Source organism: Enterococcus dongliensis (assembly GCF_031927985.1).
GTDB lineage: Bacteria > Bacillota > Bacilli > Lactobacillales > Enterococcaceae > Enterococcus_A > Enterococcus_A dongliensis.
Window position 1 is genome coordinate 45,519 of the sequence record NZ_JARPZC010000005.1, and the last position, 17,633, is coordinate 63,151.

Sequence of the window (17,633 nt, forward strand, 5' to 3'; positions counted from 1 at the left end):
GAAGGAGTAAAAAATGAAGGCAGCATTGATTCGTGAATATGGGCAAAAAAAATTGGAATTAGCAGAGATTGCGGCTCCATCAATTCAAAAAAATGATGTTTTGGTCAAGGTCGCAGCTGCGAGCATCAATCCGATTGATTCGAAGATAAAAAGTGGAAAGATGAAGTTATTGCTAAAATATCAAATGCCGTTAATTTTAGGCAATGATTTTTCGGGAACGGTGGTAGAGGTCGGAGCGAAGGTAACAGATTATAAGATTGGTGATAAAGTTTATGGACGTGTGCAGAAAGAGCGGATCGGGACATTTGCAGAGTATCTTGCAGTCGCACAAGAAGACATCGCTTTGATGCCGCAGAATTTGAATTTTGAAGAAGCGGCGGCCATTCCTTTAGTAGGATTGACCAGTTATCAAGCCTTGTATGAGATTATGGAACTTACAGCAAAAGATAAAGTGCTAATACAAGCAGGTTCAGGTGGTATCGGAACAATTGCGATTCAGTTGGCAAAATTAACAGGCGCCTATGTAGCGACTACAACCAGTCAGAAAAATACGGCATTGGTAAAAGAGCTAGGTGCAGATTGTGTCATCGACTACCATAAAGAAAACTTTGACGAGGTTCTTTTTGATTATGATTATGTGTTTGATACGATGGGTGGCGATATTTTGGAAAAAGCATTCAAGATTGTTAAACCTAATGGAAAAGTTGTGACTCTTTCAGGGATTCCCAATAAACAATTTGCTGAAGCGTATGGTCTGTCTTATTGGAAGCAGCAACTTTTAGCGTTGGCTAGTCATAAACTTAGTAAGTTAGCGAAAAAAGCACAAGTCAGTTATCATTTTCTATTTATGCGGCCAGATGGCAAACAATTAGCTAAATTAACTGATTTGATTGAAGCGGGCAAAATTCACCCCATTATTGATCGAGTTCTGCCACTAGAAGCTATTCAAAAAGCGTTTGATTATTCTGATTCAGGTCGAGCAAGAGGAAAAATCATCATCAAAATATCAGATGAATAAATCGATAAGCCGCAACGAAGAAAAGGAGCGAAAAAAGAATGATTGAAATAAAACTTGGCGATATCTCACAGTTAGCGTTTCAAGTGGATGCAATTGTCAATGCTGCAAATGCGGATTTGATTCCTGGTGGCGGAGTCGATGGCGCACTTAATCGGGCAGCTGGTCCTGAGTTAAAAGAGGCGATGGCAAAAATTGGCGGGACAACGGTAGGTAGTGCGGTGCTCACTCCAGCATTTGATTTGCCGGCAACGTACGTCATTCATGCAGTAGGTCCACGCTACATCGATGGTGCGCATCAGGAAAAAGTTTTATTGACTGCCGCATATGAAGCCGTTTTTCGTTTGGCTCATGAGTATAAGCTTCATTCGCTTGCATTGCCTGTATTGAGTTCGGGTATTTATGGGTATCCTAAAGCAGCTGCTGCACAGATTCTTTATGAAGTAGCAACCAGACCAGAAAATCAACAGTTTAAAACAACAGTTATCGTTTTTGAACCTGAGTGGCTGTCAATTTTTGAGAAGTTGAAATAAGATTTAACGGATGATTTTTTCAACTAATTCGATCGACGCGTGATTGAAAATGAGGTCCTCAATTTTATGGTAGACTATGGATGAAAGAAGGGGAACTATGGACAGTATGGAGAAAATCAATCAGTTTCGTGATGAACGGAACTGGCGGCAATTCCACAATGAAAAAGATTTGGCGTTGTCAATCTGTTTGGAAGCGGCAGAATTATTGGAACTTTTTCAGGGGAAAGATTCAGCAGAAGCACGAACTCAAACGGAACGTTTAAAAGAAGAATTGGCGGATGTATTGATCTATTCTTACATGATGGCAGATAATTTAGATTTTGACATTGACGAGATTATCAGTGAGAAATTAAAGAAAAATGCGATCAAGTATCCAGTGGAAAAATAATAGATCGAGCTAGCTCAATTACTGAGCCAGCTCGATTTTTTTGCTTATTCATGCAGCTCTAATGGCAATCCATCTGGATCAAAAAAGAAAGTCATTTTCTCACCAGTGAAATCATCTGTCCGCAAAGGCTCACATTCGACCCCATGTTCTGTTAAGTAAGCAACTGTTGCTTCAATGTCTGCTGTTTTAAATGCAAGATGACGCAATCCAGCGGCTTCAGGAAAACTGGGACGTTGCGGAGGATTTTGTACCGCAAAAATTTCTAATTCAGCGCCGGCTAACTGTAGATCTAACTTATAATCTTGTCGTTCTGCTCGATAATTCTCACGGATGATCGGCAAGCCTAGAATGTCGACATAAAAATGCCGTGCCTGTTGATAATCTGAAACAATAATAGCGATGTGATGGATGACAGAAAAATCTGGTGGTTGCATAAAATCCTCCGTTCCTTTTTTTCTTATTATAAGCTAGTTGAGTAAAAAAAAGTATGTTATACTCAAACTAATTGAAGAGAAACATTTGGGGTGCTGTTTGGCTGAGATTATACCCATGGAACCTGATACAGTTAAGACTGTCGCAGGGAAATGTAGCTAATGACTGATTGTACCCGACCATTTTATTTTGGTTGGGTTTTTCTGTTTTTTTAGACCCCACTTTTGTTTTCTTATAAAAAAGGGGTGTTTGATGTGGAAAAAAACAAGATTCATAAATTAACTTTGCTAGCTTTAATGATTGCATTAGATGTTATTTTGTCACCAGTGATGCGAATTGAAGGCATGGCGCCGATGTCTAGTGTGATGAACATTATTGCCGGTGTATTATTAGGTCCAGTTTACGGCACTTTGATGGCATTTGTCTGCGGATTAGTACGAATGACGATGTTGGGTATTCCGCCGCTAGCTCTGACTGGTGCAGTATTTGGTGCATTTTTCGCCGGTGTATTTTACCGTATAGGAAAACGCCTAATTTGTTCAATGATCGGTGAAATCATTGGTACTGGGTTCATTGGCTCATTGTTATCCTATCCAGTGATGGTCTGGTTTACCGGTAGTCGAAGTGAGCTGTACTGGCTGATTTATACACCAAGATTTATTGGTGCAACACTGATTGGTTCGGTAATCGCGTGGATTGTCTTGATAAAACTGCAAGAAACAGCAATCTTCAAACGTTGGCAGCGCTTATTTTTTAATGAAAGGATGTTGGGATGATAAAGACAGATATTTCAAAAGTATTTCCCTTGTTAGAGGCACCGTTAGTCCACTGTATAACCAATGAAGTCACGTGTGAAACAGTTGCGAATGCTTTATTGTATATTGGTGCAAAACCAATTATGGCTTCTGATCGAAGAGAGTTCGATGAATTATTTCAACAGACGGATAGTTTGTTATTGAATATTGGACATTTATCAGAAGAACGTGAAGAAAGTTTAGTAGCTGCTGCAAAATTGGCTAATAAATCAAAAAAACCTACAGTTGTCGATCTAGTTGGTTACGGAGTGAGCCAGACACGTAATCAAGTTGGCCAACAGTTGGCAGCAGAACAGCCGACGGTGATTAAAGGGAATAGTTCTGAACTGCGTCATTTTTGTGGATTATCAAGCCAAGCTCGTGGCGTAGACAGCAGTGCATTAGATCAAAATCCAGCAGCACTTGATGAATTGTCTGAAGCGATGCAAGCATTGACTAAACGATATCCGAAAACAATCTTTTTAGCGACTGGTAGTCAAGATTTAATTGTCAAAAATGGCCATCAGTGGCGTTTGACTAATGGCGTAGCCTCTTTGGATCGATTCACTGGTACTGGGGATATCGTCGGTGCTTTGATTGCAGCCTTACTTGGTGGTGGAATCGAACCAATTGTCGCGGTTATTGCTGCGGTCAGTTATTTTAATCGTTGTGGAGAGCAGGCAGAAAAAACAGCAGGGTTAGCTGCTTTTCGACAAGCGACCTTAGACCAATTATCGTTATTGATGGAAAAAAATTGGTGGACTGAGGTGAGAGGATGGGAAAAATAATGGATTTGTCTCTGTATCTTGTAACAGGACGTTATGATTTTAGTGATGAAAAATTTTTAGCGGTGATTGAAGAAGCCTGTAAAAATGGTGTGACACTCGTTCAATTACGGGAAAAAGAATTAATGACAGGAAAATTTTATGACTTGGCCTTACAGGTGAAAAAAATAACAGATTATTATCATGTTCCGTTGATCATCAATGATCGCGTGGATATTTGCTTAGCTGTTGATGCTGCAGGTGTTCATATTGGTGATGATGAAATGCCGGTAAATGTCGTTCGTACGTTGATTGGCCCCGAAAAAATCTTAGGTGTGTCTGCTAAAACAGTGACAAGAGGGGTAGAAGCGGAGAAAGCCGGAGCGGATTATTTAGGGATTGGTGCAATTTTTCCTACTAAAACGAAAGATACCTCGCTCACCTCACTTGATATGTTAAAGGCAATCAATGCTGCGGTGACGATTCCAAGTGTCGCAATCGGCGGAATTACTGAAAGTAATTTACTTGAACTTGCAGGAAGCGGGATAGCCGGCGTTTCGATCGTGAGCGAGATCATGAAAGCTCAAAATGTCGGTGAGAAAGTTCGCCGTTTAAAACAAACAATTAATGAAGTATTGGAGGAAGCACAATGATCAATTCAACACCACAAGTCGTGACGATTGCCGGTTCTGATTCTGGCGGTGGTGCAGGCATTCAAGCGGATTTAAAGACATTTCAAGCGCGTAAGGCTTTTGGGATGAGCATCATTGTGGCATTGACCGCACAAAATACCTACGGCGTACAAGAAAGCATGACGATTCCCAGCACGTTTATTGAGGCGCAGTTCGACTCTTTAGCTGCTGATTTTGTGATTGGAGCAGCTAAAACAGGAATGTTGGCGGATGTAGAGCGAGTAGAGACAGTCGTAGAGAAATTGAAACAAGTAGATTTCGGTCCACTGGTCGTTGATCCAGTAATGGTAGCCAAAGGCGGGCATCACTTATTGCAAAGTGATGCAGTAAAAACGATTAATGAAAAATTATTGCCTTTAGCAACGCTTGTGACCCCCAATTTACCAGAAGCAGAAGTGATCATTGATCAGCGGATTGCCACAGATCAGGAGATGATCCAAGCAGCTAAAAAAATTCAAGCACTGGGGACTCAAAATGTAGTTGTTAAAGGTGGACATAGCCAAAATAAAGAAGCAGCTGATTTTGTTTTGCTGGCTTCCGGAGAAAGTTTTTGGTTAGAGGCACCACGCATTAAAACAATCAATACCCATGGGACTGGTGATACATTTTCGGCGTGCATTGCTGCTGAGTTGGCCAAAGGGACTGATTTGAAGACTGCGATTGTGGTCGGGAAAAAATTTATTCAAGCAGTAATCAGCCAGCCGATTTTTGTTGGTCATGGTCATGGTCCGACAAATCATTGGGCAACAATCCAAGAGGATATCTCACTAAAAAAACTGTGACAGTCGTCACAGTTTTTTAGTTTGCTTTTAAGTAAATGTCTTGTCCTTGTTCTTGTAGATGAGCGACGTGCTGTTCGCCCCAACTGCATAAACTATCTAAAATATCTGAAAGACTTTGACCGTAGTCGCTTAATGAGTATTCGACTTTAGGTGGGACTTGTTGATACACTTTCCGGTCGATAATTTTGTCATCTTCTAATTCACGGAGTTGCTGAGTCAGCATTTTTTGGCTGATACCAGTGATACCACGCTTCAAATCGCTTGGACGCATCGGTCCATGGCGAAGATTACAAAGAATGATTGGTTTCCATTTTCCACCGATAACATCCATTGTTGCTTCGACTCCAATCATATATGCTCGATTTTCCAAAAAAAATTCCTCCTTCAAAACATTGATACCATCAAAAAGTTACTAAAAAGTACCTATAGTACAAAAAAGTGGGTACTTATCAAAAGATCATCAACAGTATATAGTATCTTCTCGTAGCTTACAAATAATTTTTCTGGAGGAAAAAAATGGAAAAGAAACTTTCACCCAATTTTACTTTATTAGCACTTGCGATCAATGCCTTTGCAATCGGATCAACAGAATTCATCAGCGTAGGTTTGTTACCAATGATTGTTAAAAGTTTCAATGTCACACTTGCTCAAGCGGGGTTGACCGTATCGTTGTATGCCTTAGGAGTAACGATTGGTGCGCCACTGTTGACTATTTTGACGGGAAAATGGAATCGGCGCAATTTGATGATCGGTATTATGCTTCTATTTATTAGCGGAAATTTGTTGGCCGCATTTGCCCCAACTTTTCCGATTTTATTACTAGGCCGTGTACTGGCCGCATTAGCTCATGGAATCTTTATGTCAGTGTCAACAGTTATTGCTGCTGATGTTGTGGCGCCCTCGCGACGTGCAAGTGCGATTGCCATCATGTTTACTGGATTGACGGTTGCAACAGTGACAGGCGTGCCACTAGGAACCTTTATTGGCCAGCAAACGACGTGGAATATGTCTTTTATTTTTATTGCTGTTGTTGGCTTGCTTGGTTTGATTGCCAGCAGTTTCTTAGTCCCGCATCAATTACCGATTCCTGGTAAAGTCGATTTGAAAGGTTTTGTTCGAATATTTACTAATAAACCTTTAGTGCTGTCTTTTTTGATTACTGCGTTTGGTTATGGCGGGACGTTTTCTGCATATACTTATCTTTCTCCGATTTTGGAAAATTTTGGTTTTTCTGCAAATGCAGTGGTGATCATTTTAATCGTCTATGGAGTGATGGTTGCTATTGGTAACACTATTGGCGGTCGATTAGCTAATGAGAAACCACTTGCTTCACTGCTTAATATGTTTGGATTATTATTAGCTGCACTGCTTTTTTTGTTCATCACTATCTTAATTGGAACGACTTTTTTAGGGTTATTAGCGGCGATTATTTTGGGCTTGTTTGCTTTTATGAACGTGCCGGGGTTGCAGTTATATGTCGTACAATTAGCTGAAAAATATGTGCCGCAAGATATTACACTAGCATCAGCGTTCAATATCGCGGCTTTTAATGTCGGTATTACCTTAGGATCAACAGTCGGTGCACAAGTGACTGACAAAATAGGGATTGCCTACACTCCGCTTTTTGGAGCAGTAATTGTTTTATTTGCAATCCTTTTCGTTTTACAAATAAAAAGAAGTGAAGCAATAAATACGTCAACTGAGATTGTAAAATGCGAGGAGTAAAAAGAGTGAGTAAGAAAAATAACCGAATGATAGTTGGAATTAGCCTGTGATAAACAGGTTTTTTCCTTCCATCATTCGTCTATTTTGCCAAATTTTAATGTATGTTTTAGCCAAGCACTGTTTTTTTACGAAAATGAATGAGACAGGCGATAAACACAGCAAGCAGTAAGCCGAGTAAGACAAGCAATGAGAGTTGTGAACCGGTAATAGTTGCCGCGATAAAATCTGTTTGTGCTTGTTGCGCCAGATTGATGATTGTGGCAACGATCGCAGTAGCAACTGCACCGGAAAATTGTTGCAAGGTGTTGAACAGAGTATTGCCATCGCCATAATCAGCTTCTGAAAGTAGATTCATCCCCGTAGTCATCAAATTACTGTAAGAAAAGCCGATACCGATCATATAAAAGACATGACCTGCAACAAATCCTAGCAAGAGTGGGGAACGTAATAACAAGGTCAAGGCGATCCAGCCAACCATTGCAAAACTTAAACCAAGTAAAATCGGTTTTTTTGAACCAAAGGTATCTAAGATCCGGCCAGAAATCGGAGCTAAAATCGCCCCAACTGCAGCGCCTGGCATCATCACCAATCCGGCGATAAATGCATCTTTGCCTAAGACAATCTGAATGAAGTTCGGCAAGACGAAAGAAATTCCTAATAGTAAAAATTGGCAGACTAAAAAACCACATAAAAATAAGACAAAAGCTTTATTTTTTAAAACAGTGATCCGTACCAAGGGATTTTTCCCACGAGTTGCTTGGCGATAAAAAATCAGTAATCCAACAATGCCGATTACTAATGAAATCAGACTTGACCAGTTGCCAAGTTGATTTAAAAATAGCAGTAATCCACTGAAAAGCAGTGCGACGCCAATCAGGCTGATGAGATCCAATGCGCCAGTTTTCTTGACCGGCATTTCTGGAATAGCGAAAAGACCAATCACTAAAGAGATAGCTAAGACTGGTAATAAAAACAAAAAAATCGCGTGCCAAGAAAGATTGGCGGTCATGATTCCGCCATAAGTTGGCCCAATCGCTGGAGCGATAGAAGTGGTCAATGTTCCCACGCCCATCATAGTGCCGCGTTTATGCATCGGTGTAAAATTCAAAATAATATGAAACATCAATGGCAAAGCGATTCCTGTACTGATTCCTTGGAGTAAACGCCCAACTAATAAAATAGTAAAAGTCGGTGACCAGAGATCGGTCACTAACCCTGCAATGAAAAAGAGATTTGCTACAACGAATAATTTACGAATGGAAAAATTTTTCAATAAATAATTGGAAAAAGGAACCATGATGGAGATTACTAAGAGATAGATGGTCGTGACCCATTGCACCATGCCGGTGGAAATACCGAATTGTTCGATCAAGGTAGGAAAGGTCACGTTCATAGCTGTTTCAATTAAAACACCTGCAAAGGACATGATGCCGGTGGCAAGGACAGCTGACAACAAATGGATTTTCTTTTCTTTCATATAATTCCCTCACTTTAAGACAATCAACCCCAGTTTGAAGACTCTAAAAAAGATTTTTATGGATAAAATCCAGGGTTGTCTCGTTCGTTTGATTGAATGTTCGTACACTGCGTTTTCTCTATCAAAGAGAAAGGAACAAAAAAAGAGAGAGGTTTCTAAATTAATAGAAACCGCCTCTCTCTCGACACGCGCTGCGTGTTATCTGTACGATTTATTCACAAACAGCATTGTAAATCTTTTTGCCATTCAGGTCAAGTTTAGCGTTGAATGAAAAAACTGATAATGGCAAAAAGTACGATGTGTGCCGGATAGAAAATATAAAAGAAGTTTCGCATGCTCCGTCCTTTTTCTCCATTGTAGAGAATGATCGGGATCGCTGCTAAGAACATCATCCATTGGTAATTAAAGGTAAAGGCATGCTGAATGCCGCCGCCTGTCACTAAAGTAATCGCTGCTATAAGAACTAAGGCTATGATCTGCAACGGTTTCTTGCCATGGAAAAGGTAGAATAAAACGGCAAGAAGAATGAATAAAACGCCGCCTTCAACCATCATTAATGTCGGAACTACTAAAGTGAATGCTTGGAAAAAGATCAGACCAATTTTAGAATTTAACAGACTATCATTGGACAACAATGCTAGCGCTAAAATGCTGAGAATGATCGGAACAAAAAACCAGAGCAACCCTTTTAGAATCTTTTTTTGTTTAAAATATTCGCAAGCCTGCATGTAGACAGTACCCAAGAATAATGTCCCAAAAATATTGTTAATCACGATCGCATCACCGATTGCAAAATAATTATTCAAAATTAAATTAATAATACCCATTAACCAATAGCCGGCTAATAAACGAAACATATATTTTTTGCGGTTACGTGTATGAACAAATCCTTCTGAACTTTCAAATAAGAAAATCGGTGCAGCAATCCGTCCAATCCAATGGAACCACATCGGCACTCCTAAGAATAGAAAAAATTGTCCAATGTGATCGAATACCATCGTCACGACCCCTAAAACCTTTAACTGGAAACCAGTCATTCCTTTATTCATTAAAAAAATCCCTCTCTTTCTTTGATAACACAATAGCAAAAGTGTAAAACACTTGCCATGGAATAAGCGAACAATCAGCTTACAAAATTGAGAGATTTAAAAAATCAGAAAATTCTTTAAACTTGTTGACAAATGATAAAACCTCCGTTATGATTACAATCATAAATTAACTAAACTTTCATTCGAATCTAATTTTTAGAAAAGGAGAATCTCTATGAACGCGATGACTACTAGACAAATGATCATTATTATTAGACTGAGGACTTGAGACCTGTTTTTAGATAAAACGGTTTGAAGTCCTGTTTGACATTTGTTGAGTGGGATTCTCCAAGCATCTCACTTAGCTAAGTGAGATGCTTTTTTTGTCAGAAAGTTCTCTTGATTAGTAAAGCTTGGTTAGGAATATTCATAGTTAGCTCAAAGTCGTTCCATAAAAAATGAACGAACTTGTGAGTCGTGTTAATAAAAAAGGAGTGGAAAATAATGGAAAACAATGTTACTAAAGTAAACTTTCAAGTACCAGCAGTCTATACAGTCGAAACATCAAAGGCACCTCAAGCAATCGGTCCTTATGTTCAAGGGAAAATCGTGAAAGGGATGTTGTATGCTTCAGGACAGATTGCATTAAATCCTGAAAATGGTGAATTAGTTGGAGACTCTATCGAAGATCAAACATACCAAGTTTTGCGTAATGTCGGCGGAATCTTAGCAGCAGCCGGTGTAAGTTATGACCAAGTTGTAAAAACGACTTGTTTTTTGAAGAATATTTCTGATTTTGCTGCATTTAATCAAGTGTATGAAAGCTTTTTTGATAATGAAAAACCTAGTCGTTCTTGTGTTGGTGTAGCTGATTTACCAAAAGGCGCATTGGTCGAAGTCGAAGTTGTCGCAGTTGTTGAATAAAAGCAGCGATAATAGAAATTCTAGGAAAAAAATTCCGCATGATAGCACGCTCATAAGCAGAGCAAATAATTTGCTATCATGCGGATTATTTAATGTTAACTGTCGTGATACATTCTTTTAGATATGTAAAAGAAAAATAAACAGTACAGCTGCGATTGTTTGCAGTGTTCCTACAGATAGACCATAAAGTAAGAAACGTGGACCTTCTTTTAAAAATTTTCGAAAATCTAACCGCAGTCCAATCGCTGCTAGTGCAATCGTTTCAAACCAAGTGCTGATAAAATGAGCACCATCACTAAAAAGCAACGGTAACGAAAAGAAACTATTAATGATGCAAAAAAGTAAAAAGCAAGTAACATACCAAGGGATTGGGAATTTTTTCTTTCCCCCTGTTTTTTCAACTAATCCATCACGTTGGACTTTGCGTTCAAAGGTAAATACAACAACAACTAAAAAGATGATTCGTGTAATTTTAAAGAGCATCGCGTATTTAACAGTTTCTGGATTCACAAGACTCGCTCCCGCCACAACTTGTCCAACAGATTGCAGCGTTCCGCCAAGCAAGGCGCTTTTAGGTAATAAACTATCACCAAACAAAGTTATGCTTAAAAAAGGCAAGGTCAGCATCATCACAGTACCTAATAAATTGACAAGTGTAATAATTTGTCCTTTTTCTTCATCCTTTGCTTCGATGGAAGGGGCGATCGCACCAATTGCAGAAGAACCACAAACCGCATTTCCTCCCGCCATCATCAAGGCCATTTTTTCGTTGAATCCTAACTTACGGCCAATCAAGTAAGCGCCTGTGATAACAACGGTCATCATCAAAAGGATAAAGAATAATCCTTTGATGCCCATTTCGCCGATGGTTTGAAAAGTTACGGTGAAGCCGAGTAAGACGACGGAATATTCCAATAAGCGACTTTCCGAAAATTTAGTTCCCATAGCTAGAATAGGTTGCTTGAATAAAGTATTGCCTAAAATGATTCCCAATAAGATCGCTAAAGTGGCTCCTCCTAACTGCGGCAGGAGAAGTGCTGATAATTTCGCAACGATTGCGACTGCCAGAGACAATAAAAATCCTGGTAACAATGGTCTTATTTTATTTTTTGTGCTAGTAAACATCGTGTCGATCCTTTCTTGATAGTCGCTGCTACTAATGAGAGAGGCAACTATTTTTTCATTTAAAAAAGCACTAGTTATCTCATAAAGTATAACCAATATTTTTCATTATTATAATTTATTGATATAATAATTTAGATAGAAAAAAGTAATGGAAGTGATTACGATGTTTAAGTGGCTCGAAACATTCAAAATAGTATATGAGACCAAAAATTTCTCTAAGGCTTCAGAGATTTTATTTATTTCTCAGCCAACAGTTTCTTCTCAAATCAAACAATTAGAAAATGAATTGAATATCCAATTATTTATCCGCAGCGGTCGAAAAGAAGTTTTGGTAACGCCGCAAGCAGAGATCTTATATGAACGAGTCATCGGTTTAATTGATGAATGGGATAATTTGTATCAAGCAGTCCAAACAAATCAACAACAAATTATCCGTTGTACGATTGGAGCTTCCCATACCTTTGCCAATTATGTATTGCCGCCGCTTTTGATTCAGTTATATCAAAAATTTCCACAAGTTCGCTTCAGTGTTCAAATGATGAATTCGTTAGAAGTCTTACAAGCAGTGGAACATCACACGGTGGATCTTGGTTTTATTGAAAAACCACTGTCTGCACCAAATATCCATCGCTTTCCTTTGATGGAAGATCAATTAGTTTTAGCTGGCGATCCTCAAAAAGGACCGTGGCTAGTTCGAGAAAATACATCGGGTGTCTACTATTATACGAAACGTTTTTTGGAAGAAAAAGACATCGATGCGCCTGTAATGGAAATCCAAAATAATGAAGTGATCGTAGGATTGTTAAAACAAGGATTTGGTTGCTCAGTGATTTCTGAACGAGCAGCAGCAGGGATCGTTCATCAAAGATTGGATGATAGTTTCAAGCGGAGTTTTTATTTGATGCGGCGAAAAACAAGCACTTTTGATGATATCGAAAAATGTGCAGAATTTATTCGTCAATGGTGTGAGTCAAAAGATAATGCGATCGGAGGAGCGACCAAATGAAAAAAATTAGTCTGTTGATGGGTGTACTGATTGGACTACTTTGTTTACCGATTTCTGCTCGTGCCGCCGGAATCGCAATGGCTCGTTTATACAATCCAAATTCGGGTGAACATTTTTATACTGCTAATACATATGAGCGCGATCATTTGAAGCGAGTTGGCTGGCATTACGAGGGAATCGGATGGAATGCACCATCAAGTGGTCAGCCAGTCTATCGATTATACAATCCAAATGCCGGCGATCATCATTACACATTAAATGTAAATGAACGTGATCATTTAAAACGAGCCGGCTGGCGTGATGAAGGAGTCTCTTGGTATTCACCAACTAATGGAGAGCCGTTGTATCGGTTGTATAACCCGAATGCAAAAACGGGAACGCATCACTATACATTATATAGTTATGAACGAGATGATCTGATTCGAGCTGGTTGGCGCAATGAAGGAATTGCATGGAAGGCTGTACAATCAACGACCACGGATTATGTGTTACTAAATGCGCCATACATCAATCAAAACTCTGCAGGACTGCCGATGGGCTGTGAAGCAGCGGTATTGTTGCAAAGTTTGCAAGTAAAAGGGTATGCACGAAATCATACGTTGAAAACGTTCATTAAAGAAATGCCTTTAGCCGCAGATAAGAATCCGAATCATGGTTTCGCGGGGCGCCCAGATATTGTGATGTCTGGAGTGTATCAATCAATTTTCCCAGCACCGTTGACTAATTGGGCAAACAACTACGGAACGGCTGCAAATATTTCTGGCAGTTCTGTAGCTACCTTGAAACAAGAACTACGCAAGGGAAATCCTCTCGTTGTCTATGTGACATTGAATTTTGCCAAGCCACAGTACGGAAATTATTTTTGGGGTACGGGGATCGACAATGCGCATGTCATAACGTTGGATGGCTATAACCAAAACAACAACACCTATCATGTATCAGATCCAAATGCTGGAAAATATTGGGTCGCCGCAGATAAATTTGAAACCAGTTATCATTTGAAAAAATATGCCGTAGTTATTAGATAATCAATTGAATTGTGAGCCCTCGTTAATCAGAGCTGGGGCTTACAATTTTTTTACGGAAAAATCCACTGCTTCTGAATATAAATATCGGTCAAAAGTCTGAGGCTTCTGTGACAGTGAGTGCTATAATTAGCTCAATCACAAAGAAAAAATCAGAAAAAGGTTGGGATACAGATGAAAAGAAGAGGTTCAGGTATCATCGTTGGGATTTCTATAATTGTTTTGGCAATCGGAGTATACCTTGTGACGACTTACAATTCATTGGCTTCTGCTGAGAATACTGTCGATGCAAAATGGTCGCAAGTTGAAAATGTGATGCAACGGCGGGCAGATTTAATCCCTAACTTAGTAAACAGTGTCAAAGGGAGCATGAATCATGAAGAAAAAATCGTTAAAGAGATCACCGAGGCACGAAAAGCTTACAATAATGCACAAACACCTGCAGAAAAAAATGCCGCAAATGAGCAGATTACTCAAGAATTAGGTACGATGGTGAATGTGATCCAAGAAGATTATCCGACATTAGCTTCAAATGAAAACGTTAAAACATTAATGGTTCAATTAGAAGGTACTGAAAACCGGATCTCTGTTGAACGAAAAAATTATATTGAGAAAGTCAATGCATACAATCAAAGCTTGGTTCGTTTTCCAAAAAATATGGCGGCAAAAATGTTAGGATTTGAGAAAAAAACAAACTTCAAGGCTGATGATGATGCAAAAGAAGTGCCAGCTGTTAGTTTTGAGTAGGTGATAAAAATGCAAAAGCAGCGTATTTCAGGGAAACGACTTCAACAAGAAATCGTTGGGAATTATCGTAAGTTACGCAAACGCAATCGCTACTTGACCTTAATTTTAGTAATCATTATAGTAGTTAGTGGTTTTGGCCTCTCGACTCTTTTTACAAACAACGAATATGGTAACAAAAAAGAGGCGTACGATCAGCAGTTAACTAGTTTAAAACAAGAAAGAACCGATATTTTATCAGGCAAAAAAGTCGCTGATAAACAATCTTTCAAAACGACACTGAATAATAATTTAGCAAATTTAAAAGAATATCCTAAACAAGCCAATCGTTATCAAGTAGCAATCGATGGAACAGATGGCCAGCTGACAATCAATAGAAACAATATCTTTGTTTCTGATAATGCCAATATGCTGAGTCAAACGACGGAACAAAAAATTTATCAATTGAATAAACAACTAGCCGCCAGTACAAACGGTGCCCAGTTAGAAGTTATTACAGTACCAAAATTGCCTCGTGGAGAAGATATTGAATCTTATGCCAATACAATCTTTAACCAATTAGGAATTGGAAATAAGACGGAAAACAATGGCGTATTATATTTGATTGCATTGGATGAACGAGAATTTCGTTTAGAAGTGGGGTATGGTCTAGAAGGCTTGCTTCCAGATGGTAAGGCAGATGATATCATCAATAATGATGATGTTGTAGAAGCATTTAAAGATGAAGCGTATGATAAGGGAGTCAACCAAGTTTTAGATGAGGTCTTTGCAATCATGAATACAAAGACCGCGTTAGTTGATTCGCAAATAAAACAGTTAGAAAGCCAACGGACACAACTAATAGTCGTCCATTGGATGGAAACCGTGGTATTAACCCTACTTGTGCTAATCAGTCTGCTCTTGGTAATCAATCTTTTACGGGCTAGTACTTTCTTGAAAACTACCTACAAAAATTATCAAGCAACAATGTCTGCGATTACAAAAGATGATGAATTAGAGCAGCTTAGTAAACAGACAGAACTATATAATATATTATTAAGCGGACTGTTGATTGGATTATCCGTGGGCGGAATCAACCGTGCAATCACTCAAGGAAAACTATTACAAAATCCTTATGCGAAAAAACAACGTTTCGGCCGTATCTTGATCGGTGACACATTGTATGCAGGAAATGGGGATATTTTAACAACCGCTTACTTAGCATCAAATTATAATTCGAGAAACTGGTCCAATAATGATAATGGATCTGGTGGCGGTTCATCTTGGGGTTCTTTTGGCGGCGGTTCATCCGGTGGCGGCGGTGCCTCAGGCGGCTGGTGAGCAAAAGCTGTGACAGTAAAATGTCGCAGCTTTTTTATTATGCAGAGATGATTCAACGTTGGATTATCTAACAAGTATATTTTCTTATATTGTAGGTAGTTTTAAACATTGAAAACCTAATCCAGCTGGCAATGATTGTAGAATGAGCGATATTAGAACAACCGTGACGAGGCAGTTTATAATCATCTGTGAATTGAAATTATCCTCTTTTGTGATCAATTATATACTGTAAATTCTTTAGGATAATAGTATGTATTTCTGAAAAAGATCAAGATAAGAAGTTTGGTTTCTTAGAAAGAATCAGTGAGTAGAAATTGAAAACAAGTGATTTGGCGTGTTCTTTTTTTGCAGAATCACTGTTTTAAAAATTTTTTACGATAAATCAATTCTAGTTTTAATTTATGTCGGTTGAGCTTAGTGACATGGATTTTTTTAGTTTGGGCCTGATTGACTAAAAAGAGGTTTTTTGAATTTGAATCCACTGTAACAAGTCCATTAGTAAGAAGCGCATGTTCATTTTCTGTAATGTCCCAAGTTGTATAGTCATGATTGACAGTCGTTAACTCGATTGTTTCTGTTTGGTTTTGCCATTGGCCTTCTAACCAAGCCAAGTTATTCGTCATTAAAAATTTGATAAGCATAACCAAAGAAAAGCAGCCAGCGATGATTAAAACGAGGGTCATAATTTTTTTCTTGTTTGGATTTTGAGATTGGATTTTGAGACCAGTTAGAGAAAAACTCCTTATTTATCAAGATCATTCTCCTTCTTAAATAGAATACTCAACTTCTTATAACTAGGTAATCAAAGTATGTGTATAGTTTAACATAGTTCAAAGAGACTATGCGTTTGATTTCACAGGAGTAATAAAAAAACTGTGTAAAAAATAGGAAAGGGACATTTTGCCTAGAACTTTTTCTGGTTCAATGTAAGATTGGCTTTTTTTCAATGGATTGTTTTTGATTGTTGAAAGGGCTATACTTTGAAGTGATTGAACAGGTAGGTAGTTTAGTGATTAAAGGAGTGAAAAAAATGAAATTAGCAATCATTTTAGAAACAAAAGAACATGAAAAAGCCTGGAATGCTTTTCGTTTTGGGGTAGCTGCTTTGAAGAAAAAACATGAAGTTAAATTCTTTTTAATGGGAGAAGCGGTCGAGATTGAAAGTATCCAAGATAAGCAGTATGATGTCCCAGCTGAAATGAAAAAATTAGAAGATCTGGGCGGTGAATTATTAGCCTGCGGCACGTGCTTAAAATCACGTCATTTAGAAGAGCAGACTTCTTGTCCAATCTCAACTATGGTCGACTGTGTTGAAATGGTGGAGTGGGCCGATCAAACCGTAACCTTTTAATAATAAAATAGATGAATGATAAAAGTAGTAAAGACAGTCTGTTGTTCGACTGTCTTTTTTGCTTAAAAATAAGTTAGGGCTTGTTTGCTACTATCAAACTGGCATAGAGCTGGTTTTCAATAATCAATCATCTAAACGATCAATCGCTTTTCGAATGGTCAACATATCATTTTCTAAATCATTGATATTATCTGCGATAGTTTGTAGTTTTTCTGACAACTCGGGGCTCTTCCAGTCATTTTTATAACGTAAACTATGTTCTAAACTTGCCCAAAAATCCATGGCGATTGTTCGAAATTGAATTTCAACAGTCATTTGTTTTGTTTCTTTAAGGAAATAAACCGGGACTTCAATAAGAACATGTACGCTGCGATACCCACTGGGTTTAGGATGTTCCAGATAATTTTTTATTTTTAAAATTTTTATATCTGGGTGATGACTTAGGGAGTCAATCAGTGTATAGATATCATCGCTGTAAGAACAAATGACTCTCAATCCGGCAAAATCA

Annotated in this window: 21 protein-coding genes and 1 riboswitch; of the genes, 14 read left to right on the forward strand and 7 right to left on the reverse strand. The window is 38.5% G+C overall.

All coding sequences use genetic code 11. The features are described 5' to 3' along the window. Positions 1 to 13: 13 nt before the first annotated feature. The 3 genes from P7D84_RS05485 (at position 14) to P7D84_RS05495 (ending at position 1,936) form a co-directional block, all read left to right on the forward strand. The gene (locus P7D84_RS05485) at positions 14 to 1,018 is read left to right on the forward strand and encodes an NADP-dependent oxidoreductase (protein WP_311805421.1); all 1,005 of its coding nucleotides are present in this window, start codon (positions 14 to 16) and stop codon (positions 1,016 to 1,018) included. A 38-nt stretch (positions 1,019 to 1,056) separates the two neighbouring features. Beyond that, positions 1,057 to 1,548: a macro domain-containing protein gene (locus tag P7D84_RS05490; RefSeq protein ID WP_311805423.1), complete on the forward strand. Its 492-nt coding sequence runs from the start codon at positions 1,057 to 1,059 to the stop codon at positions 1,546 to 1,548. A 97-nt stretch (positions 1,549 to 1,645) separates the two neighbouring features. Then, the gene (locus tag P7D84_RS05495) at positions 1,646 to 1,936 is read left to right on the forward strand and encodes a nucleotide pyrophosphohydrolase (RefSeq protein WP_376716917.1); all 291 of its coding nucleotides are present in this window, start codon (positions 1,646 to 1,648) and stop codon (positions 1,934 to 1,936) included. 44 nt (positions 1,937 to 1,980) lie between these two features. Here P7D84_RS05495 and gloA2 read toward each other — a convergent pair whose 3' ends face one another. Then, on the reverse strand, positions 1,981 to 2,370 hold the full coding sequence (gene gloA2, locus P7D84_RS05500) for an SMU1112c/YaeR family gloxylase I-like metalloprotein (RefSeq protein WP_311800575.1): 390 nt from the start codon (positions 2,368 to 2,370) through the stop codon (positions 1,981 to 1,983). Between the two features lie 76 nt (positions 2,371 to 2,446). Next, positions 2,447 to 2,536: riboswitch (TPP riboswitch) on the forward strand. Between the two features lie 128 nt (positions 2,537 to 2,664). On the opposite strand from gloA2, the gene thiW reads away from it, so the two are divergent. Genes thiW through thiD form a run of 4 tightly spaced genes read left to right on the forward strand, consistent with a single transcriptional unit; the run spans position 2,665 to position 5,400 of the window. After that, positions 2,665 to 3,144 carry an energy coupling factor transporter S component ThiW gene (gene thiW, locus P7D84_RS05505; protein WP_376716918.1) on the forward strand — a complete coding sequence of 160 codons (480 nt, stop codon included), beginning with the start codon at positions 2,665 to 2,667 and terminating at the stop codon, positions 3,142 to 3,144. Continuing rightward, the gene (gene thiM, locus P7D84_RS05510; RefSeq protein WP_311805427.1) at positions 3,141 to 3,950 is read left to right on the forward strand and encodes a hydroxyethylthiazole kinase; all 810 of its coding nucleotides are present in this window, start codon (positions 3,141 to 3,143) and stop codon (positions 3,948 to 3,950) included. The genes thiW and thiM overlap by 4 nt, the downstream gene beginning before the upstream one ends. Continuing rightward, the gene (gene thiE / locus P7D84_RS05515; protein WP_311800572.1) at positions 3,938 to 4,579 is read left to right on the forward strand and encodes a thiamine phosphate synthase; all 642 of its coding nucleotides are present in this window, start codon (positions 3,938 to 3,940) and stop codon (positions 4,577 to 4,579) included. Before thiM ends, thiE begins: the two co-directional genes overlap by 13 nt. Then, positions 4,576 to 5,400: a bifunctional hydroxymethylpyrimidine kinase/phosphomethylpyrimidine kinase gene (gene thiD, locus P7D84_RS05520; protein ID WP_311805429.1), complete on the forward strand. Its 825-nt coding sequence runs from the start codon at positions 4,576 to 4,578 to the stop codon at positions 5,398 to 5,400. The genes thiE and thiD overlap by 4 nt, the downstream gene beginning before the upstream one ends. Positions 5,401 to 5,416: 16 nt before the next feature. Here thiD and P7D84_RS05525 read toward each other — a convergent pair whose 3' ends face one another. Further along, entirely contained in the window at positions 5,417 to 5,770 is a 354-nt protein-coding gene (locus P7D84_RS05525; protein WP_311800570.1) for a winged helix-turn-helix transcriptional regulator, read from the reverse strand. A gap of 146 nt (positions 5,771 to 5,916) precedes the next feature. On the opposite strand from P7D84_RS05525, the gene P7D84_RS05530 reads away from it, so the two are divergent. Continuing rightward, positions 5,917 to 7,125 carry an MFS transporter gene (locus P7D84_RS05530; RefSeq protein ID WP_311805431.1) on the forward strand — a complete coding sequence of 403 codons (1,209 nt, stop codon included), beginning with the start codon at positions 5,917 to 5,919 and terminating at the stop codon, positions 7,123 to 7,125. Between the two features lie 106 nt (positions 7,126 to 7,231). Here the strand turns inward: P7D84_RS05530 and P7D84_RS05535 are convergent, their stop codons facing one another. Together P7D84_RS05535 and P7D84_RS05540 are read right to left on the reverse strand one after the other, a co-directional pair. Further along, the gene (locus P7D84_RS05535; RefSeq protein WP_311805433.1) at positions 7,232 to 8,602 is read right to left on the reverse strand and encodes an MFS transporter; all 1,371 of its coding nucleotides are present in this window, start codon (positions 8,600 to 8,602) and stop codon (positions 7,232 to 7,234) included. 257 nt (positions 8,603 to 8,859) lie between these two features. Further along, positions 8,860 to 9,651, reverse strand: coding sequence for a TraX family protein (locus tag P7D84_RS05540; RefSeq protein WP_311805434.1), 792 nt, complete (start codon positions 9,649 to 9,651; stop codon positions 8,860 to 8,862). A 483-nt stretch (positions 9,652 to 10,134) separates the two neighbouring features. Here P7D84_RS05540 and P7D84_RS05545 point away from each other — a divergent pair, with 483 nt between their 5' ends. Beyond that, entirely contained in the window at positions 10,135 to 10,554 is a 420-nt protein-coding gene (locus P7D84_RS05545; RefSeq protein ID WP_311805436.1) for a Rid family detoxifying hydrolase, read from the forward strand. Positions 10,555 to 10,671: 117 nt separating this feature from the next. Here the strand turns inward: P7D84_RS05545 and P7D84_RS05550 are convergent, their stop codons facing one another. Continuing rightward, positions 10,672 to 11,679 carry a YeiH family protein gene (locus P7D84_RS05550; protein ID WP_311800564.1) on the reverse strand — a complete coding sequence of 336 codons (1,008 nt, stop codon included), beginning with the start codon at positions 11,677 to 11,679 and terminating at the stop codon, positions 10,672 to 10,674. Positions 11,680 to 11,842: 163 nt separating this feature from the next. On the opposite strand from P7D84_RS05550, the gene P7D84_RS05555 reads away from it, so the two are divergent. The 4 genes from P7D84_RS05555 to P7D84_RS05570 all read left to right on the forward strand — a co-directional run bounded on the left by P7D84_RS05555 (position 11,843) and on the right by P7D84_RS05570 (position 15,774). Then, complete coding sequence (locus P7D84_RS05555) at positions 11,843 to 12,685, forward strand: LysR substrate-binding domain-containing protein (RefSeq protein WP_311800563.1); 843 nt, start codon at positions 11,843 to 11,845, stop codon at positions 12,683 to 12,685. Then, on the forward strand, positions 12,682 to 13,713 hold the full coding sequence (locus P7D84_RS05560; RefSeq protein WP_311805437.1) for a C39 family peptidase: 1,032 nt from the start codon (positions 12,682 to 12,684) through the stop codon (positions 13,711 to 13,713). The genes P7D84_RS05555 and P7D84_RS05560 overlap by 4 nt, the downstream gene beginning before the upstream one ends. Before the next feature lie 171 nt (positions 13,714 to 13,884). Further along, positions 13,885 to 14,457, forward strand: a complete 573-nt coding sequence (locus P7D84_RS05565; RefSeq protein ID WP_311805438.1) for a LemA family protein — start codon at positions 13,885 to 13,887, stop codon at positions 14,455 to 14,457. Positions 14,458 to 14,466: 9 nt separating this feature from the next. Then, positions 14,467 to 15,774: a TPM domain-containing protein gene (locus tag P7D84_RS05570; RefSeq protein ID WP_311805440.1), complete on the forward strand. Its 1,308-nt coding sequence runs from the start codon at positions 14,467 to 14,469 to the stop codon at positions 15,772 to 15,774. A 353-nt stretch (positions 15,775 to 16,127) separates the two neighbouring features. On the opposite strand, the gene P7D84_RS05575 is transcribed toward P7D84_RS05570, so the two are convergent. Further along, positions 16,128 to 16,457: a hypothetical protein gene (locus P7D84_RS05575; RefSeq protein ID WP_311805441.1), complete on the reverse strand. Its 330-nt coding sequence runs from the start codon at positions 16,455 to 16,457 to the stop codon at positions 16,128 to 16,130. Between the two features lie 347 nt (positions 16,458 to 16,804). On the opposite strand from P7D84_RS05575, the gene P7D84_RS05580 reads away from it, so the two are divergent. Next, entirely contained in the window at positions 16,805 to 17,125 is a 321-nt protein-coding gene (locus P7D84_RS05580) for a DsrE/DsrF/TusD sulfur relay family protein (RefSeq protein ID WP_311805442.1), read from the forward strand. A gap of 123 nt (positions 17,126 to 17,248) precedes the next feature. On the opposite strand, the gene P7D84_RS05585 is transcribed toward P7D84_RS05580, so the two are convergent. Further along, positions 17,249 to 17,620, reverse strand: coding sequence for a GTP pyrophosphokinase (locus P7D84_RS05585; protein WP_376715958.1), 372 nt, complete (start codon positions 17,618 to 17,620; stop codon positions 17,249 to 17,251). Positions 17,621 to 17,633 lie beyond the last annotated feature (13 nt).

Coding starts and splice junctions, on each gene's coding strand:
- P7D84_RS05560 (WP_311805437.1), top strand. CDS start 12,682: ATGAAAAAAATTAGTCTGTTGATGGGTGTACTGATTGGACTACTTTGT.
- P7D84_RS05575 (WP_311805441.1), bottom strand. CDS start 16,457: ATGACCCTCGTTTTAATCATCGCTGGCTGCTTTTCTTTGGTTATGCTT.
- P7D84_RS05535 (WP_311805433.1), bottom strand. CDS start 8,602: ATGAAAGAAAAGAAAATCCATTTGTTGTCAGCTGTCCTTGCCACCGGC.
- P7D84_RS05580 (WP_311805442.1), top strand. CDS start 16,805: ATGAAATTAGCAATCATTTTAGAAACAAAAGAACATGAAAAAGCCTGG.
- P7D84_RS05570 (WP_311805440.1), top strand. CDS start 14,467: ATGCAAAAGCAGCGTATTTCAGGGAAACGACTTCAACAAGAAATCGTT.
- P7D84_RS05530 (WP_311805431.1), top strand. CDS start 5,917: ATGGAAAAGAAACTTTCACCCAATTTTACTTTATTAGCACTTGCGATC.
- thiW (WP_376716918.1), top strand. CDS start 2,665: ATGATTGCATTAGATGTTATTTTGTCACCAGTGATGCGAATTGAAGGC.
- gloA2 (WP_311800575.1), bottom strand. CDS start 2,370: ATGCAACCACCAGATTTTTCTGTCATCCATCACATCGCTATTATTGTT.
- P7D84_RS05485 (WP_311805421.1), top strand. CDS start 14: ATGAAGGCAGCATTGATTCGTGAATATGGGCAAAAAAAATTGGAATTA.
- P7D84_RS05545 (WP_311805436.1), top strand. CDS start 10,135: ATGGAAAACAATGTTACTAAAGTAAACTTTCAAGTACCAGCAGTCTAT.
- P7D84_RS05565 (WP_311805438.1), top strand. CDS start 13,885: ATGAAAAGAAGAGGTTCAGGTATCATCGTTGGGATTTCTATAATTGTT.
- P7D84_RS05550 (WP_311800564.1), bottom strand. CDS start 11,679: ATGTTTACTAGCACAAAAAATAAAATAAGACCATTGTTACCAGGATTT.
- thiD (WP_311805429.1), top strand. CDS start 4,576: ATGATCAATTCAACACCACAAGTCGTGACGATTGCCGGTTCTGATTCT.
- thiE (WP_311800572.1), top strand. CDS start 3,938: ATGGGAAAAATAATGGATTTGTCTCTGTATCTTGTAACAGGACGTTAT.
- P7D84_RS05495 (WP_376716917.1), top strand. CDS start 1,646: ATGGACAGTATGGAGAAAATCAATCAGTTTCGTGATGAACGGAACTGG.
- P7D84_RS05540 (WP_311805434.1), bottom strand. CDS start 9,651: ATGAATAAAGGAATGACTGGTTTCCAGTTAAAGGTTTTAGGGGTCGTG.
- P7D84_RS05555 (WP_311800563.1), top strand. CDS start 11,843: ATGTTTAAGTGGCTCGAAACATTCAAAATAGTATATGAGACCAAAAAT.
- P7D84_RS05490 (WP_311805423.1), top strand. CDS start 1,057: ATGATTGAAATAAAACTTGGCGATATCTCACAGTTAGCGTTTCAAGTG.
- thiM (WP_311805427.1), top strand. CDS start 3,141: ATGATAAAGACAGATATTTCAAAAGTATTTCCCTTGTTAGAGGCACCG.